The organism is Streptomyces sp. NBC_01723, assembly GCF_036246005.1.
Taxonomy (GTDB): domain Bacteria; phylum Actinomycetota; class Actinomycetes; order Streptomycetales; family Streptomycetaceae; genus Streptomyces.
In genome coordinates, this window is record NZ_CP109171.1 from 5917327 (window position 1) to 5934245 (window position 16919).

The following is a 16919-nucleotide window of genomic DNA, read 5'->3' on the forward strand; positions in this document are numbered from 1 at the left end:
GCATGAGCGACACCTCGCCCGCCGACCTGGTCCGCGCCTTCCACCTCGCCTTCGGGCTGGACGCCCGCAGCATCCCGACCGAGGTCTCGCCCGGCCTGGCCGCGCACAGAGGTGAGCTGCTCGCCGAGGAGGCCGCCGAGGCCGCGGAGGTGTCGGTGACGGGTCCGCTCGACCGGCTCGCGCACGAACTGGCCGACGTCGTGTACGTCGCCTACGGCACGGCACGGCCCTCGTCCACGGCATCGACCTGGACGAGGTGATCGCCGAGATCCACCGCTCCGACATGACCAAGCTCGGCCCCGACGGCAGCGTCAGCCGTCGCGCCGACGGCAAGGTCCTCAAGGACGACCACTACGAGGCACCGGACGTCTCCGCCGTCCTGCGCCGCCAGGGGTGGGCGCCACGGACGCCGGACGCGGCGGGGACACCGCAGAGACCGCAGACACTGCAGACGCCGGACATGGCCGAGCCCCCGCGCGGCTGACCCCGCCGTCAGTCGCCGACCGTCGCCTCCGCCCCCGTAGTCGCCCGGGACGCCCCGTCGGGGGCGCCGCCACCCGGGTGGTCGGGACGGTCACGGCGGCCGAACAGGCGCATCCCCAGCGGCTCGGTGAAGCGGGCCGTGAGGGGGCCGAGGACGACCAGGATGAGGACGTAGGCCGTGGCCAGCGGGCCCAGGGACGGCTCGATGCCGGCCGAGACCGCGAGACCGGCGATGACGATCGAGAACTCGCCGCGCGCCACCAGCGCCCCGCCCGCACGCCAGCGGCCCTTGACGGAGATCCCGGCGCGCCGTGCCGCCCAGTACCCGGTGGCGATCTTCGTCACCGCCGTGAGCAGGGCCAGCGCGAGGGCCGGCAGCAGGACCGGCGGAATGCTGGCCGGGTCCGTGTGCAGGCCGAAGAAGACGAAGAACACGGCGGCGAACAGGTCCCGCAGCGGGCTCAGCAGCGTGTGCGCGCCCTCCGCGACCTCCCCGGACAGCGCGATCCCCACCAGGAAGGCGCCCACCGCGGCCGACACCTGGAGCTGCTGCGCCACACCCGCGACCAGGATCGTCAGGCCGAGCACCACCAGCAGCAGCTTCTCCGGGTCGTCGCTGGAGACGAACCGCGAGATGAGCCGGCCGTAGCGCAGCGCCACGAAGAGCACCAGCCCCGCCGCGGCCAGCGCGACCGCCAGCGTGATGCTGCCGGTCATCAGCCCGGCACCGGCGACCAGCGCGGTGACGATCGGCAGGTACACCGCCATCGCCAGGTCCTCCAGGACCAGCACGCTGAGGATCACCGGCGTCTCGCGGTTGCCGACCCGGCCCAGATCGCCCAGCACCTTGGCGATGACACCGGACGACGAGATCCACGTGACGCCGGCGAGGACGACGGCCGCCACCGGGCCCCAGCCCAGCAGCAGCGCGGCGACCGCACCCGGCACCGCGTTGAGCGCGCAGTCGACGAGGCCGGCCGGATAGTGGGACTTGAGGTTCGTGACGAGGTCGCTGGCCGTGTACTCCAGGCCCAGCATCAGCAGCAGGAGGATGACACCGATCTCGGCGCCGATGGCGACGAACTCCTCGCTCGCGCCGAGCGGGAGCAGCCCGCCCTCGCCGAAGGCCAGACCGGCCAGCAGGTACAGCGGGATGGGGGAGAGCCGGTAGCGCCCGGCGAACCGGCCGAGCAGCCCCAGCCCCAGGATGATGGAACCGAACTCGATCAGGAGGACCGCGGAGTGCACCGGCTCACTCCTGCCCGAGTATCGCCGCGGCGGCGTCGACGCCCTCACGGGTGCCGATGACGATCAAGGTGTCACCACCCACGAGCCGGAAGTCCGGCGCCGGGGAGGGGATCGCCTCGGCCCGGCGCAGCACGGCCACGATCGACGCGCCGGTCTCGGTCCGCATGGACGTCTCACCCAGCAGCCGCCCGTTCCAGCGGGAGGTGGCGGACACCTCGATCCGCTCGGCGACCAGGCCCAGGTCCGTGGTGTAGAGCAGGTTGGCGCTGTGGTGCGAGGGCTTCAGCGCGTCGATCAGCGCGCCCGCCTCGGGACCGCTCAGCCGCAGCGAGTGGGCGCACGAATCGGGGTCGTCGGCCCGGTAGACGTTCACCGTGCGGGCGCCGTCGCGGTGTGCCACCACCGACAGGTGGCGGTGTTCCCGGGTCACCAGGTCGTACTGGACCCCGATACCCGGCAGCGGCGTCGCCCTCAGACGTGGTGCTGACACGAGCTGTCCCCTCATTCGTCTTGCTTCCTTTGCCGCACTTCCCGCACGTACGTGACGTGCTCACGGCCCCGCCATGCTGTCATCCGCACGTACGGTGGCGATATGGGTGTCGTGACGGATATACGCAGCCGGTCGCGGGCGCGCAGACTGGCCGCGGCGGTGTCGTGCGCGGAAGCCGGGAGGAGCGGAAAGAGGACCGTGTCGCTCTTCTGGCGGATCTTCTCGCTCAACGCCGCGGGCCTGTTCGTCGCCACCGCCCTGCTCCTGGGACCGCTCACCGTCTCGACGCCGGTCCTGCCCGGCGAGGCTCTGATCCTGCTCGTGGGCCTCGCGGCACTGCTCGCCGGGAACGCGGTCGTCCTGCGCATCGGCCTGAACCCCCTGCACCGGCTCGGCCGCGCCATGGCCACCGCCGACCTGCTGGTGCCCGGCGCCCGCCCGGCGGTCGCCGGGCCGGCGGAGGCGGCCCAGCTGATCGCCACGTACAACACGATGCTGGACCGGCTCCAGGCCGAACGGGCGGCCGGCGCCGGCCGCGCGCTCCAGGCCCAGGAGCGAGAACGCCACCGCATCGCCCGCGAACTGCACGACGAGGTCGGCCAGACCCTCACCGCCGTCCTCCTCCAGCTCAAGCGGGTCGCCGACCGGGTCCCCGGCGAGCTGCGCGAAGAGGTGTCGCTGGCGCAGGAGGCCACCCGGTCAGGCCTCGACGAGATCCGCCGCATCGCCCGCCGACTGCGCCCCGGCGTCCTGGAGGAACTCGGCCTGCCCAGCGCGCTGCGCTCCCTCGCCGCCGAGTTCACCCACCACGGGCTCTCCGTCGAGCACCACGTCCCCGGCGACCTGCCCCCGCTTGCCCCGGAGGCGGAACTGGTGCTCTACCGGGTCGCCCAGGAGGGCCTGACCAACACCGCCCGGCACGCCGCCGCCGACCACGCCGCGCTCAGCCTGCGTCCGCTGGCCGGCGGTGTCGAACTGCTCGTCCGCGACAACGGCACCGGTCTCGGCACGGCCGCCGAGGGCGCCGGGATCCGGGGGATGCGTGAGCGGGCCCTGCTGATCGGAGCCGAGATCCACTTCGAACCCGCCCCCGCAGGGGGCACCGACGTACGCCTGCGCGTCCCCGCCCCGCCCGGGGAGCGTTCCGCAGACCGAACCGGAGACAGCCCCTGATGTCCGCACGGCCCCCGATCCGCGTCCTGCTCGCCGACGACCACACCCTCGTCCGGCGCGGGGTACGCCTCATCCTGGACGGCGAACCCGACCTCACGGTGGTCGCCGAGGCCGGTGACGGTGCCGAGGCGGTCGCGGCGGCCCGGGCCACCGAGGTCGACCTGGCCGTCCTGGACGTCGCGATGCCCCGCATGACCGGCCTCCAAGCGGCCCGCGAACTCTCCCGACGGCTTCCCGGGCTGCGCATCCTGATCCTGACCATGTACGACAACGAGCAGTACTTCTTCGAGGCCCTCAAGGCCGGTGCCTGCGGATACGTCCTCAAGTCCGTCGCCGACCGCGACCTGGTCGAGGCGTGCCGGGCCGCCGTGCGCGACGAACCGTTCATCTACCCCGGCGCCGAACGGGCCCTCGTCCGGTCCTACCTGGACCGCATGGACCGGGGCGGCGACCTGCCGGAGCGGCCCATCACGGAACGCGAGGAGGAGATCCTCAAGCTCGTCGCCGAGGGACACACCTCCAAGGAGATCGGCGAACTGCTCTTCATCAGCGCCAAGACCGTCGAACGCCACCGCGCCAACCTCCTGCAGAAGCTGGGCGTACGCGATCGCCTGGAGCTGACCCGGTACGCGATCCGCGCGGGCCTGATCGAGCCCTGACCAGCCCCGATCCGGGTTGTCCACAGGCGGCCCGGGCCATCGCCGCCGACCGCCTACCCTTATTGCCATGAGCAGCATCGACCGGAGCCAGACAGTGGGCGGCACGCGCACCTACGAAGTACGCACCTACGGGTGCCAGATGAACGTCCACGACTCCGAGCGATTGTCCGGCCTGCTGGAGGACGCCGGGTACGTCCGCGCCGCCGAGGGCACCGACGGCGACGCGGACGTCGTCGTCTTCAACACCTGCGCCGTCCGGGAGAACGCCGACAACAAGCTGTACGGCAACCTCGGCCACCTCGCCCCGAAGAAGGCGAGCCGCCCCGGGATGCAGATCGCGGTCGGCGGCTGCCTCGCGCAGAAGGACCGCGACACCATCGTCAAGCGCGCCCCCTGGGTGGACGTCGTCTTCGGCACGCACAACATCGGCAAGCTCCCGGTCCTGCTGGAGCGCGCCCGCGTGCAGGAGGAGGCGCAGGTCGAGATCGCCGAGTCCCTGGAGGCGTTCCCGTCCACGCTGCCGACCCGGCGCGAGAGCGCCTACGCGGCCTGGGTCTCCATCTCCGTCGGCTGCAACAACACCTGTACCTTCTGCATCGTCCCGGCGCTGCGCGGCAAGGAGAAGGACCGCCGTCCCGGCGACATCCTCGCCGAGGTCGAGGCCCTGGTCGCCGAGGGCGTCTCGGAAATCACCCTCCTCGGGCAGAACGTCAACGCCTACGGCTCCGACATCGGCGACCGCGAGGCGTTCAGCAAGCTGCTGCGCGCCTGCGGGAGCATCGACGGCCTGGAGCGCGTCCGCTTCACCTCCCCGCACCCGCGCGACTTCACCGACGACGTGATCGCCGCCATGGCCGAGACGCCGAACGCCATGCCGCAGCTGCACATGCCGCTCCAGTCCGGCTCCGACCCGGTGCTGAAGGCGATGCGCCGCTCGTATCGGCAGGAGCGCTACCTGGGGATCATCGAGAAGGTGCGGGCCGCCATCCCGCACGCGGCGATCACCACCGACATCATCGTGGGCTTCCCCGGCGAGACCGAAGAGGACTTCGAGCAGACCCTGCACGTGGTGCGCGAGGCCCGGTTCGCCCAGGCGTACACCTTCCAGTACTCCAAGCGGCCCGGCACCCCGGCCGCCGAGATGGACGGCCAGATCCCCAAGGCGGTCGTCCAGGAGCGCTACGAGCGCCTCGTCGCCCTCCAGGAGGAGATCTCCTGGGAGGAGAACAAGAAGCAGGTCGGCCGCACCCTGGAGCTGATGGTCGCCGAGGGCGAGGGCCGAAAGGACGGCACCACCCACCGCCTCTCCGGCCGCGCCCCCGACAACCGCCTGGTGCACTTCACCAAGCCCGGCCAGGAGGTCCGGCCGGGCGACGTGGTGACGGTCGAGATCACCTACGCCGCCCCCCACCACCTCCTCGCCGAGGGCGCGGTCCTCGACGTGCGGCGCACCCGCGCGGGCGACGCCTGGGAGAAGCGCAACGCGGCCGACCAGGCCAAGCCCGCGGGCGTGATGCTCGGCCTGCCGAAGATCGGCGTGCCCGAGCCCCAGCCGGCGGTGGCGAGCGGCTGCGGCTGCGACTGATCGCGGGGGAGTGCGACCCCGGGCGGGGCGCGGGGTTACGCTGCCGATCATGCTTGTCGCCGCCGCCGTCTGCCCCTGCCCGCCGCTCCTCGTCCCGGAGGTCGCCGCGGGCGCCGCACCCGAGCTGGACGCCGCCCGCGCGGCGTGCACGGACGCGCTGGGCGTGCTTGCCGCCGCCCGGCCCGACCGGCTCGTGGTGGTCGGACCCGCGGACTCGGCCGGGCCGGAGATCTACCCGCAGGGGACGCCGGGCTCGTTCCGCGGCTTCGGCGTGGACCTGGACGTGCGGCTGGGCCCGGACACCGGGGCGGCCACGCCGGCGGCCGGGAGCGAACTGCCGTACGGCTTCGCCGTCGGGGCCTGGCTGCTCGCGCGTACCGGCTGGTCCCACGCGCCCGTCGAGGGCGTCGGGGTGGGGGAGGACCTTCCCGCCGAGCGGTGCGCCGCCGTCGGCCGGGACCTCGCCGGGCGGGCCGGGCGGATGGCGCTGCTGGTGCTGGGCGACGCCAGTGCGTGCCGCACGCTCAAGGCGCCGGGCTACCTCGACGAGCGGGCGGCGCCCTTCGACGCGGCGGCGGGGCGCGCGCTGGGCACGGCGGACGTGACCGCCCTCGCCGGGCTGGACGTCTCCCTCGCCCGTCGGCTGAAGGTGTCCGGCCGGGCCCCCTGGCAGGTCCTCGCGGGCGCGGCCGGGGGAACGGGACTGTCGGGCACGCTGCTGTACGAGGACGCTCCGTACGGGGTGGGGTACGTCGCGGCCGCGTGGTCGTAGTCGTAGTCGAGGCAGCGCGTCGGCGGACGGCCACGGAGCCGGTCAGCCGAGGCGCTGATCCGCTCCGTGACCGTCCGCCGACGCGGGGGTGACCCCGCCGGTGTGACGGGTCAGGAGGCCGGAGGGGGTCCGGCCGGCGGAGGACCGCCCGGGGTGCTGCCCGGCGTACCGCCGCCTCCGCCCGTTCCCTCGTCCTTGTGAGCGAGACGGTCCACGGCACCCTTGGCCTTGCCCGTGCCGGTCTGGATCCGGTCGCTGTACTTGCCCTTGGTCTTCTCGTCGACGGTCCGCGCCATCTTGTCGAGGCCGCGATCGATCTTGTCCTCGTGCTGCTGCGCGAGGTCGGAGACCTTGCCCTTCGCCGGTCCGAGTCTGGCCTTCAAGTTGTCCAGGAGACCCATGGTTCGCCTTCCCTCACGGGGCGGTCAGGTGTGGGCGCCCTTGTCGGCCTCGTTGTCGACGGCCTCCCCGGCGGACTGCTGCTTGGGGATGCCGACACCGTCCGAGTCGGCGGCCTCCGGGGCCGTGGCGGCCTCGTCGGTCTCCGCGGTGTTCCGAGGGCCGGACCCGGCCGTCTCCGCGGCCTCCGCCGTGGTCTCCTCCGCGGCCCGCTCGGTCTCCGTGCCGTCGGCCCCGGTCTCGGCGGCCGACGCCTCCTCGGTGTTCTTCGACTTCCGGAGAAGCCGTGCAAAAACGCCCATTTCAACTCCATACGTTACTCGTGCGGGCGAAATCCCGCGGCAGCCGGTGCGTCCGACTGCGTGGCCTGGGCCATTGCCCCGGCCGTCCGGGGAGCGGGAACCTCGCAACGGGCAACGACCCCGGCTGCGGACCGTCACGTAACTCGTTCGAGGGCGAGGTGCGGGGTTTGCGAGACTGGTGCGGTGAGCAGCGCACCCTCCGCCCCCCGTGTCATCGCCGTAGTCGGACCCACCGCGGCCGGAAAGTCCGATCTGGGCGTCTTCCTGGCCCAGCGGCTGGGCGGCGAGGTCGTCAACGCCGACTCCATGCAGCTCTACCGTGGGATGGACATCGGCACCGCCAAACTGACGCCCGGGGAACGCGGCGGCGTCCCGCACCACCTCCTGGACATCTGGGACGTGACGGTCGCGGCGTCCGTCGCCGAGTACCAGCGGCTGGCCCGGGAGCGGATCGACGCCCTGCTCGCCGAGGGGCGCTGGCCCGTCCTCGTCGGCGGCTCCGGCCTCTACGTCCGCGGCGCCGTCGACAACCTGGAGTTCCCCGGCACCGACCCCGAGGTCAGGGCCCGGCTGGAGGAGGAACTCGCCGAGCTGGGCTCGGGGGCGCTGCACACCCGGCTCGCCGCCGCCGACCCGGAGGCCGCGCGGGCCATCCTCCCCGGCAACGGCCGCCGGATCGTGCGGGCGCTCGAGGTGATCGAGATCACCGGCCGCCCCTTCACCGCCAACCTCCCCGGTCACGACTCCGTCTACGACACCGTGCAGATCGGCGTCGACGTGGCACGCCCCGAACTGGACGAGCGCATCGCCCGCCGCGTCGACCGGATGTGGGAGGCGGGACTGGTCGAGGAAGTGCGCGCACTCGAGGCGCGGGGGTTGCGCGAGGGGCGTACGGCGTCGCGCGCGCTCGGCTACCAGCAGGTGCTCACGGCGCTCGCCGGTGACTGCACGCTCGACGAGGCGCGCGCGGAGACCGTCCGTGCCACCAAGCGCTTCGCGCGCCGTCAGGATTCATGGTTCAGGCGCGACCCGCGGGTGCACTGGTTGAGTGGGGGTGTGGCGGATCGCACGGAACTTCCGCGGCTCGCCCTGTCGTTGGTCGAACGACCGGTTACAGCCTGATCACGTGATGGCATCGGGACGCCCCGGCCGTCATCCCGGCCTCCGACGGCGTGCCATCATCGAGCTTCGATCGACCGAGTGAGTCCTAGTTGGGAGGGCGCGTGGCGATGGAGGCCGGCCCTCGCGACACCGCACCGAGCACCGAGCACGGCACCGCCGGCCCCGGTGGCCCGGAGCCGGACGGGCCCGCCCTGAGCCCCGACGGCCCCGACGAGACCCCGCAGGGCGTGGCGGCCGACGGCCCCGAGCCCGACGAGATGTACGGGGACGAGGTCGAGGTCGAGCTGCGGCCCCAGCGGCGACTGCGGATCTGGCAGCTCGCGCCCATCGTCTGCCTGGCCGCCCTCGGCTCCCTGATGTTCGCCTTCCCGCTCGCCTTCGACTTCGGCGACAGCGGCGCCGTGATCGCCATGCTGGGGCTGCTGATCTGCTCGTGCGCGGCCGGCTGGGGCATGATGGCCGCCCGCCGCGTCGGCTACACCTGGCCCGGCCTCCCGCAGCGCGGATCCGGACGCCGTGCCGACTGGCGGATGATCATCGTCTACGCCCTGGCGGTCGCCGCGATCGTCGTCCTGGCCGTGTGGCGAGTGGCCCGCCTGCGGGGCTGAGACCCCCGCCCGCACGCGCCCCCCCCCGGCTCCCGCCCCCGGCTCGTCGTACCCAACCCGTACGATCGAGGAATGAGCACGCGGATCGCCTTCCTCAAGGGTCACGGCACCGAGAACGACTTCGTGATCGTCCCGGACCCGCAGAACACCGTCGACCTGCCCCCCGCCGCCGTCGCCGCCCTGTGCGACCGCCGCGCGGGCATCGGCGGTGACGGACTCCTGCACGTGGTGCGGTCCGCGGCGCACCCCGACGCCCGGGGCATGGCGGCCGAGGCGGAGTGGTTCATGGACTACCGCAACGGCGACGGCTCGGTCGCGGAGATGTGCGGCAACGGCGTGCGGGTCTTCGCGCGCTACCTCCAGCGCGCCGGGCACGTCACCGAGGGAGACCTCGCCGTCGCCACGCGCGGGGGCGTGAAGACCGTGCACCTCGCCAAGAACGGTGACGTCACCGTCGGCATGGGCCGCGCGCTGCTCCCCGAGGGCGACGTCGAGGTGAGCGTCGGCGAGCGCCACTGGCCCGCGCGGAACGTGAACATGGGCAACCCGCACGCGGTCGCCTTCGTCGCCGACCTCGACCACGCGGGCGACCTGTACACCGCCCCGCCCGTCGGGCCGGCCGCCGCCTACCCGGACGGGGTCAACGTCGAGTTCGTCGTCGACCGAGGCCCCCGCCACGTCGCGATGCGGGTGCACGAGCGCGGCTCCGGGGAGACCCGCTCCTGCGGCACCGGCGCGTGTGCCGTCGCCGTCGCCACCGCGCGCAGGGACGGCGCCGACCCGGCGGTCACCGGAACCCCGGCGACCTACACCGTCGACCTGCCCGGCGGCACTCTGGTGATCACCGAGCGCCCCGACGGCGAGGTCGAGATGACCGGTCCGGCAGTGATCGTGGCGGAGGGAGAGTTCGACTCCGCATGGCTGGAAGGGGTACTCGCCACCACGACGGCCGGGTGAACCACAGCCCGGTCCGTGACACTCAGTACGAAAACGTAAACCCTCGGCTCATCGCTCGAATGGGTGATCCGTTTCACGCTCGGCGAGAGGCGGTCGGCCGCACGTGGTGGGCTCGATAGCATCAAGCACCGGCCCGGACGGGGGACCGACACCATCCCCTGAGCCGTGTCCGCCCTGGGATACCCCGTCCGCCGGTTTACGCAGCCGGAGGTGCCCATGAACGCGGAGGCCGTGAATCCAGCGAGCCCCGGCCCCGTGACGCCCGCGAGCGTCGGCCCCGTCGCGCCCGCGGCGGCCCGCAGAAAGGCCCGCCCCCGGATCGATCTGCGCCGCCTCGGCCGCGCCGCGCTGCTCGGCTCCACCGCCCGCGGCCGGCTGCCCGACGCCATCGGCCACGTCGTCGAGGCCCACCGCGCCCACCACCCCGACGCCGACCTCGACCCGCTGCGCCGCGCCTACGTGCTGGCCGAGTCCTCGCACCGCGGCCAGATGCGCAAGAGCGGCGAGCCGTACATCACCCACCCGCTCGCCGTGACCCTGATCCTCGCCGAACTCGGCGCGGAGACCACCACCCTGACCGCCTCGCTCCTGCACGACACCGTCGAGGACACCGATGTGACGCTCGATCAGGTAGGCGAGGAGTTCGGCGCCGAGGTCCGCTACCTCGTCGACGGCGTCACCAAGCTGGAGAAGGTCGACTACGGCGCCGCCGCCGAGCCCGAGACCTTCCGCAAGATGCTCCTCGCCACCGGCAACGACGTCCGCGTGATGTCGATCAAACTCGCCGACCGGCTGCACAACATGCGCACCCTCGGCGTGATGCGCCGCGAGAAACAGGAGCGCATCGCCAAGGTGACCCGGGACGTACTCATCCCGCTCGCCGAACGGCTCGGCGTCCAGGCGCTCAAGTCCGAGCTGGAGGACCTCGTCTTCGCGGTCATGCACCCCGAGGAGTACGAGCACACACGCGAGCTGGTCGACGAGAACGCCGCCCGCGCGGACGACCCGCTGGCCGAGGTCTCCGAGGACGTCCGCAAGGTGCTGCGCGAGGCCGACATCAACGCCGAAGTCCTCATCCGGCCCCGCCACTTCGTCTCCCTGCACCGCGTCTCCCGCAAACGCGATCCGCTCCGCGGCGCCGACTTCGGCCGCCTCCTGGTGCTCGTGCAGGAGGACGCCGACTGCTACGCCGTCCTCGGCGAACTGCACACCTGTATGACGCCCGTCGTCTCGGAGTTCAAGGACTTCATCGCCGTCCCGAAGTTCAACCTGTACCAGTCGCTGCACACCGCGGTGGCCCGCCCGTCGGACGGCCAGGTCGTCGAAGTCCTCATCCGCACCCACCAGATGCACAAGGTCGCCGAGGCGGGCGTCGTCGCGCTCGGCAACCCGTACGCCACGCCGCCGGAGGAGCAGTCCGCGGGCGACGGCGAACGCGCCGACCCGACGCGCCCCGGCTGGCTCTCCCGGCTGCTCGACTGGCAGCGCGGCGCACCCGACCCCGACACCTTCTGGTCCACCCTGCGCGAGGACCTCGCCCAGGACCGCGAGATCACCGTCTTCCGCCCCGACGGCCGCACCCTCGGCCTCCCCGAGGGCGCCACCTGCGTCGACGCCGCCTACGCCCAGTACGGCGAGGACGCGCACGCCTGCATGGGCGCCCGGGTGAACGGCCGCCTGGCCACCATGAGCACGGTGCTGCGCGACGGCGACGGCGTGCAGCTCCTGATGGGCCAGGACCCCGCCTCCGAGCCCTCCAGCGACTGGCTGGAGCACGCCCACACGCCCGCCGCGCGGATCGCCATTCAGCGCCGTCTCGCCGCGCGTCCGGCGCCCACGTCCGCCGACCCCGAGACCGAGGCGGCGGCAGGGGGAGAGGCGGCGGCCGGGAACCCGGCCCGCGGCGCCGCCCCGGCAGACGACGCCCCCGCGCCCGCCCCACGCCCGACGGCGGACGTGCCGGAGGTCCGTCCCGGCTCCGGAGCCGGTTCCCCCGACGTACTGGTCGACCTGCCGGGCGCGACCGTCCGCCTGGCCGGCTGTTGCACGCCCGTGCCACCGGACCGGATCACCGGCTTCGCCGTCCGCGGGGGAGTGGTGACCGTGCACCGCGCGGAGTGCCCCGCGGTGGCCCGCATGACGAGCGCCGGGCGCCCCGAGGTCGATGTGCGCTGGGGCGAGAGCACCGAGTGCAGGGTCACGCTGCTCGCCGAATCGTTCGGCCGCCCGCACCTCCTGGCCGACCTCACCGAGGCCATGGCCCTCGAAGGCGCCGAGATCGTCTCGGCGACCGTCGAGCCCCCGGACCGCCAGCGGGTCCGCCACACCTACACCGTGCTGCTCCCGGACGCGGCCCGGCTGCCCGCCCTGATGCGCGCGATGCGCGACGTGGCCGGGGTGTACGACGTCAGCCGGTCCCAGCCGCAGCCCACCGGGGCCTGAGCGGGACGTACCCGTTCGGGTGCACCGGGCGCGCGCCGTCGCCGCGGGGCACACGCGCGCTGATAGCCGTGAGGGATGCCGTACACCCCTTACACCGCTCACGCCCCTCGCGCCTCTCAGTCCCCGCGTCCGCGCCCCCGCGTAGGCTCCCGCCGCAGGCTCGGGGCGGCGGCCCTGCTCGCCTCCGCCGTCTCCGTCTGCCTGGTCGCCGCGAGCGCCCCGCCGGCCCCGCTCGGCGTCGGCGACCGCCTCTACCCGCACCTGGGAAACCCCGGGTACGACGTCACGGCGTACGACCTCTCCTTCACCTACTCGGGCAGCAACACCAAGCCACTGAAGGCCGTCACCACCATCGACGCCCGGACGACGGCCGACCTGGACCGGGTCAACCTCGACTTCGCCCACGGCAAGGTCGACTCCGTCGAGGTCGACGGCGAGCCCGCGGCCTTCGCCACGGCCGGCGAGGACCTGGTCGTCACACCCGCGGACGCCCTGGACGAGGGCGAGTGGACGCGGATCACCGTGCGGCACAGCAGCGATCCCGTGTACGCCGAGGACCGCCAGGGCGGCTGGGTGCGCACCGCCGACGGCCTCGCCATGGCCAACCAGGCCGACGTCGCCCACCTGGTCTTCCCCTGCAACGACCACCCCTCCGACAAGGCGAGCTTCACCTTCCGCGTCACCGCGCCCGACGGCCTCACCGCCGTCGCCAACGGACTGCCGGCGGGCGTCGAGCGCACCGGGGGCTCGACCACCTGGACCTACCGGACCCAGCACCCCATGGCGACCGAGCTGGCCCAGGTGTCCATCGGCCGCTCCACGGTGCTGCACCGCACCGGCCCGCACGGACTGCCGGTACGGGACGTCGTGCCGACCAAGCACCGCGCGGCGCTCGAAACGTGGCTGCGGAAGACGCCGGACCAGATCGCCTGGATGGAGAAGAAGGTCGGGCGCTACCCCTTCGAGACGTACGGCCTGCTCATGGCCGACGCCACCACCGGCTTCGAACTGGAGACCCAGACGCTCTCCCTCTTCGAGCGCGAACTGTTCACGGAGCCCGGCTACCCCGCGTGGTACGTCGAGTCGATCATGGTCCACGAGCTGGCCCACCAGTGGTTCGGCAACAGCGTCAGCCCGGGCACCTGGTCCGACCTGTGGCTCAACGAGGGGCACGCCACCTGGTACGAGGCGCTGTACGCGGAGGAGAAGGCGGAGAAGTCCGTGGCGGCGCGCATGAAGGCCGCCTACGGCGCCTCCGACGGCTGGCGCGCCAAGGGAGGGCCCCCGGCCGCACCCAAGCCGCCCACCTCCGGCAGCAAGACCGGCATCTTCCGCGCCAACGTCTACGACGGTGCCGCGCTCGTGCTCTACGCGCTGCGCCAGGAGATCGGCCGGACCGCCTTCGAGCGCCTGGAGTCCGTCTGGGTCGACCGCCACCGGGACGCCAAGGCCACCACCGCGGACTTCGTCCGGCTCGCCTCCGAGATCTCCGGCCGCGACCTCGGCGCCTTCTTCCAGGGCTGGCTGTATGGGGAGAAGACCCCGCCGATGCCCGGCCACCCGGACTGGAAGCCGACGGCCGCCACCAAGGCGCCCGCGTCCAAGAAGGCTCACGGGTCCAAGAAGGCTCACGGGTCCCAGAAGGCGAACGGCGAATAAGCCGGTGACGAGACGGCCCGTGCCGTGCGACCATCTTCGGGACGGCGCGGTACGGGCCGCGGGAATCTCCCCGGCGGCTCGTGCGTTGTGCAGAGTGTCGCGGCCGAAGTGCAGCGCGACCCCCTTCCCAGCTACGTAAGGATCCAATGACCTCCTCTTCTTCCCCCTCCCAGGACACCAAGCGTCTCGCGCAGACCTATCCCGAGGGCCTCCGGGCCGATGCCCTGATGGAAGAGGACGTCGCCTGGAACCACGAGACCGGCTCGCAGTGGGACGGTGAGCAGTTCGACCGCTCCGACCGCGCGGCACTGCGCCGCGTCGCCGGCCTGTCCACCGAGCTCGAGGACGTCACCGAGGTCGAGTACCGCCAGCTCCGCCTGGAGCGGGTCGTCCTCGTCGGCGTGTGGACATCGGGCACCGTGCAGGACGCGGAGAACTCGCTCGCCGAGCTCGCCGCCCTCGCCGAGACCGCCGGCGCCCTCGTCCTCGACGGCGTGATCCAGCGCCGCGACAAGCCCGACGCCGCGACGTACATCGGCTCCGGCAAGGCCGAGGAACTGCGCGACGTCGTCCTCGACACCGGCGCCGACACCGTCATCTGCGACGGTGAGCTGAGCCCCGGACAGCTGATCCACCTCGAAGACGTCGTCAAGGTCAAGGTCATCGACCGTACGGCCCTGATCCTGGACATCTTCGCCCAGCACGCCAAGTCCCGAGAGGGCAAGGCGCAGGTGGCGCTCGCGCAGATGCAGTACATGCTGCCCAGGCTGCGCGGCTGGGGTCAGTCGCTGTCCCGTCAGATGGGCGGCGGCAAGGGCGGCGGCCTCGCCACCCGTGGCCCCGGTGAGACCAAGATCGAGACGGACCGGCGCCGGATCCGCGAGAAGATGGCGAAGATGCGCCGGGAGATCGCGGAGATGAAGACCGGCCGCGAGATCAAGCGCCAGGAGCGCAAGCGCCACAAGGTGCCCTCCGTCGCCATCGCGGGCTACACCAACGCCGGCAAGTCCTCGCTGCTCAACCGCCTCACGGGCGCGGGCGTGCTGGTGGAGAACGCCCTGTTCGCCACCCTGGACCCGACCGTGCGCCGCGCGGAGACGCCGAGCGGCCGGCTGTACACGCTGGCCGACACCGTCGGCTTCGTCCGGCACCTGCCGCACCACCTGGTCGAGGCGTTCCGTTCCACGATGGAGGAGGTCGGCGACTCCGACCTGATCCTCCACGTGGTCGACGGTTCGCACCCGGTCCCGGAGGAGCAGCTGGCCGCCGTGCGCGAGGTGATCAGGGACGTCGGCGCCACCGACGTACCCGAGATCGTCGTGGTCAACAAGGCCGACATGGCCGACCCGCTGGTGCTCCAGCGGCTGCTGCGGGTCGAGAAGCGGGCCATCGCCGTCTCGGCACGCACCGGCCGGAACATCGACCAGCTGCTCGCGCTGATCGACAACGAGCTGCCGCGCCCCTCGGTCGAGATCGAGGCGCTCGTGCCGTACACCCATGGCAAGCTGGTCGCCCGCGCCCATGACGAGGGCGAGGTGATCTCCGAGGAGCACACCGCGGAGGGCACCCTGCTCAAGGTCCGGGTGCACGAGGAGCTGGCGGCGGAACTGACGCCGTACGTTCCGGCGCCCGCGCTCTGACCCGAGCACCCCAGCGCACGAGCGCCGCAAGCGCGAAGAAGGCCCGCCCCCGCACATCGCGGGGGCGGGCCTTCGGCCTGCCGGGAGCAGGAGCCCCCGGCAGGCCGCGCGGTCACTGGCCGCCGTACGTCTTGCTCATGTTCTGGTACATCGACCGGGCCTCCGGGCCCAGTTGCGGACCCGCCAGCCAGGTGTTCTCCAGCGGGCCGATCGAGGTGTTCGAGACCAGCTTGGTCTCGCCGTCCACCACCCGGAACCAGCCGCCGCCGGACGAACCGCCGGTCATGGTGCAGCCGATGCGGTACATCGTCGGCAGCGACGGGCTCAGCGACAGCCGGCCGGGCCGGTCGACGCACTTGAACATCTCCAGCCCGTTGTACGGCGCCGCGGCCGGGTAGCCCCAGGCACCCATGCTGGGAACCTCGGTCGCGGAGGGGGCGGAGAAGTCCACCTCCAGCGCGGCACCGACCGTCTCCTCCAGGGACTTGCTCCCCTGCTCGGGCTTCACGTGCAGCACGGAGTAGTCGTACGCGGCCCCGTCGCCGCCGTTCTCCGAACCACCCTGGATCCACTGGTTCGAGGTCGACGCCCAGTTCGCCCACCAGGTGCCGTACGGCGCCATCTCGGTGGTGGTCGCGTCGGCCAGCTGCGCCTCGGACTTGCCGAGGTCGTTGTAGGACGGCACGAAGGCGATGTTGCGGAACCAGCCGCCGCTGCCACCGGCATGCACGCAGTGGCCCGCCGTCCACACCAGGTTGGACTTGCCCGGGTGGTTGACGTCCTTGATGACGGTGCCCGAGCAGACCATCGAGCCCTCGGGGGAGTCGAAGAAGACCTTGCCCACCGGGGCGGCGTTGTCGTGGTACGGCGTCTTCTCGGCGACGGCCTCCACCGGGGTCGGCTCGGGGTCGGTGGCGCCCTGGTCGGCGGACGCGTCCTGGGTGGTGACCGTCTTGTCGGCCTCCTTCGCGGACTTCATCCGATCAGGCTTCCACAGGCCCTCGATCACCGGGTTGACGAAGTCCTTGGCCTCGGTGAGCCACTTGTCCCTGTCCCAGTTCTTCCAGCCGCCGTCCTTCCACCGGTCGACGTCGATGCCCTGCTCCTTGAGCCGGTCCGCGACACCTGCGGGCAGACCGCCCTCGCCACCACCGGTGTCACCGGCGTCGGCGGCCTGCGAGGTGTCACCGCCGGGCTTGGCGGCGGCCTCGTCCTGCTCCGAGCCGCCGCAGGCGGTGGCGGTGAGCGTCAGCGCGGTGACGAGACCGGCGGCGGCGAGTGCGGTGCGCCGCGCGCGCCGTGGCGCGGCGGACCTGGGTGTGGAACGCATGCTGGGACGACCCCCGTTGGAACGTGTGTGAGTGAACTTGATTCAGCGCG

15 protein-coding genes and 1 pseudogene are annotated in these 16919 nt (G+C 72.7%); 11 read left to right on the forward strand and 5 right to left on the reverse strand.

Going from position 1 to position 16919, the window contains the following annotated elements; all coding sequences use genetic code 11:
• Positions 1–2 precede the first annotated feature (2 nt).
• A pseudogene (locus OIE75_RS27455) lies at positions 3–484 on the forward strand (hypothetical protein).
• Positions 485–492: 8 nt separating this feature from the next.
• On the opposite strand, the gene OIE75_RS27460 reads toward OIE75_RS27455, so the two are convergent.
• Entirely contained in the window at positions 493–1731 is a 1239-nt protein-coding gene (locus OIE75_RS27460) for a cation:proton antiporter (RefSeq protein WP_307015443.1), read from the reverse strand.
• A 4-nt stretch (positions 1732–1735) separates the two neighbouring features.
• Complete coding sequence (locus OIE75_RS27465) at positions 1736–2221, reverse strand: cation:proton antiporter regulatory subunit (protein WP_329472387.1); 486 nt, start codon at positions 2219–2221, stop codon at positions 1736–1738.
• Positions 2222–2323: 102 nt separating this feature from the next.
• Here OIE75_RS27465 and OIE75_RS27470 point away from each other — a divergent pair, with 102 nt between their 5' ends.
• The 4 genes from OIE75_RS27470 (at position 2324) to OIE75_RS27485 (ending at position 6410) form a co-directional block, all read left to right on the forward strand.
• On the forward strand, positions 2324–3394 hold the full coding sequence (locus tag OIE75_RS27470; RefSeq protein WP_307015445.1) for a sensor histidine kinase: 1071 nt from the start codon (positions 2324–2326) through the stop codon (positions 3392–3394).
• Positions 3394–4053, forward strand: coding sequence for a response regulator (locus OIE75_RS27475; protein WP_307015446.1), 660 nt, complete (start codon positions 3394–3396; stop codon positions 4051–4053). The genes OIE75_RS27470 and OIE75_RS27475 overlap by 1 nt, the downstream gene beginning before the upstream one ends.
• Positions 4054–4120: 67 nt before the next feature.
• Positions 4121–5638 (forward strand): tRNA (N6-isopentenyl adenosine(37)-C2)-methylthiotransferase MiaB, encoded by a 1518-nt coding sequence (miaB, locus tag OIE75_RS27480; protein ID WP_307015447.1) that lies wholly within the window; start codon positions 4121–4123, stop codon positions 5636–5638.
• A 49-nt stretch (positions 5639–5687) separates the two neighbouring features.
• Complete coding sequence (locus OIE75_RS27485; RefSeq protein ID WP_307015448.1) at positions 5688–6410, forward strand: class III extradiol dioxygenase subunit B-like domain-containing protein; 723 nt, start codon at positions 5688–5690, stop codon at positions 6408–6410.
• 110 nt (positions 6411–6520) lie between these two features.
• Here OIE75_RS27485 and OIE75_RS27490 read toward each other — a convergent pair whose 3' ends face one another.
• Positions 6521–6811: an antitoxin gene (locus tag OIE75_RS27490; RefSeq protein ID WP_329472390.1), complete on the reverse strand. Its 291-nt coding sequence runs from the start codon at positions 6809–6811 to the stop codon at positions 6521–6523.
• Positions 6812–6835: 24 nt separating this feature from the next.
• Positions 6836–7111, reverse strand: a complete 276-nt coding sequence (locus tag OIE75_RS27495; protein WP_307015450.1) for a hypothetical protein — start codon at positions 7109–7111, stop codon at positions 6836–6838.
• 183 nt (positions 7112–7294) lie between these two features.
• Between OIE75_RS27495 and miaA the strand changes: the two genes are divergently transcribed.
• From miaA to hflX, 6 genes are all read left to right on the forward strand, one after another.
• Positions 7295–8233, forward strand: coding sequence for a tRNA (adenosine(37)-N6)-dimethylallyltransferase MiaA (gene miaA, locus OIE75_RS27500; RefSeq protein ID WP_307015451.1), 939 nt, complete (start codon positions 7295–7297; stop codon positions 8231–8233).
• Positions 8234–8340: 107 nt separating this feature from the next.
• Positions 8341–8841 (forward strand): hypothetical protein, encoded by a 501-nt coding sequence (locus tag OIE75_RS27505; protein ID WP_307018165.1) that lies wholly within the window; start codon positions 8341–8343, stop codon positions 8839–8841.
• A 72-nt stretch (positions 8842–8913) separates the two neighbouring features.
• Positions 8914–9798, forward strand: coding sequence for a diaminopimelate epimerase (dapF, locus tag OIE75_RS27510; protein ID WP_329472393.1), 885 nt, complete (start codon positions 8914–8916; stop codon positions 9796–9798).
• A 216-nt stretch (positions 9799–10014) separates the two neighbouring features.
• On the forward strand, positions 10015–12240 hold the full coding sequence (locus OIE75_RS27515; RefSeq protein WP_329472394.1) for a RelA/SpoT family protein: 2226 nt from the start codon (positions 10015–10017) through the stop codon (positions 12238–12240).
• A 75-nt stretch (positions 12241–12315) separates the two neighbouring features.
• The gene (locus OIE75_RS27520) at positions 12316–13899 is read left to right on the forward strand and encodes a M1 family metallopeptidase (RefSeq protein WP_329472395.1); all 1584 of its coding nucleotides are present in this window, start codon (positions 12316–12318) and stop codon (positions 13897–13899) included.
• A 146-nt stretch (positions 13900–14045) separates the two neighbouring features.
• Positions 14046–15539 carry a GTPase HflX gene (gene hflX, locus OIE75_RS27525; RefSeq protein WP_122618511.1) on the forward strand — a complete coding sequence of 498 codons (1494 nt, stop codon included), beginning with the start codon at positions 14046–14048 and terminating at the stop codon, positions 15537–15539.
• 112 nt (positions 15540–15651) lie between these two features.
• On the opposite strand, the gene OIE75_RS27530 is transcribed toward hflX, so the two are convergent.
• Positions 15652–16869 carry a trypsin-like serine peptidase gene (locus OIE75_RS27530; RefSeq protein WP_329472398.1) on the reverse strand — a complete coding sequence of 406 codons (1218 nt, stop codon included), beginning with the start codon at positions 16867–16869 and terminating at the stop codon, positions 15652–15654.
• Positions 16870–16919 lie beyond the last annotated feature (50 nt).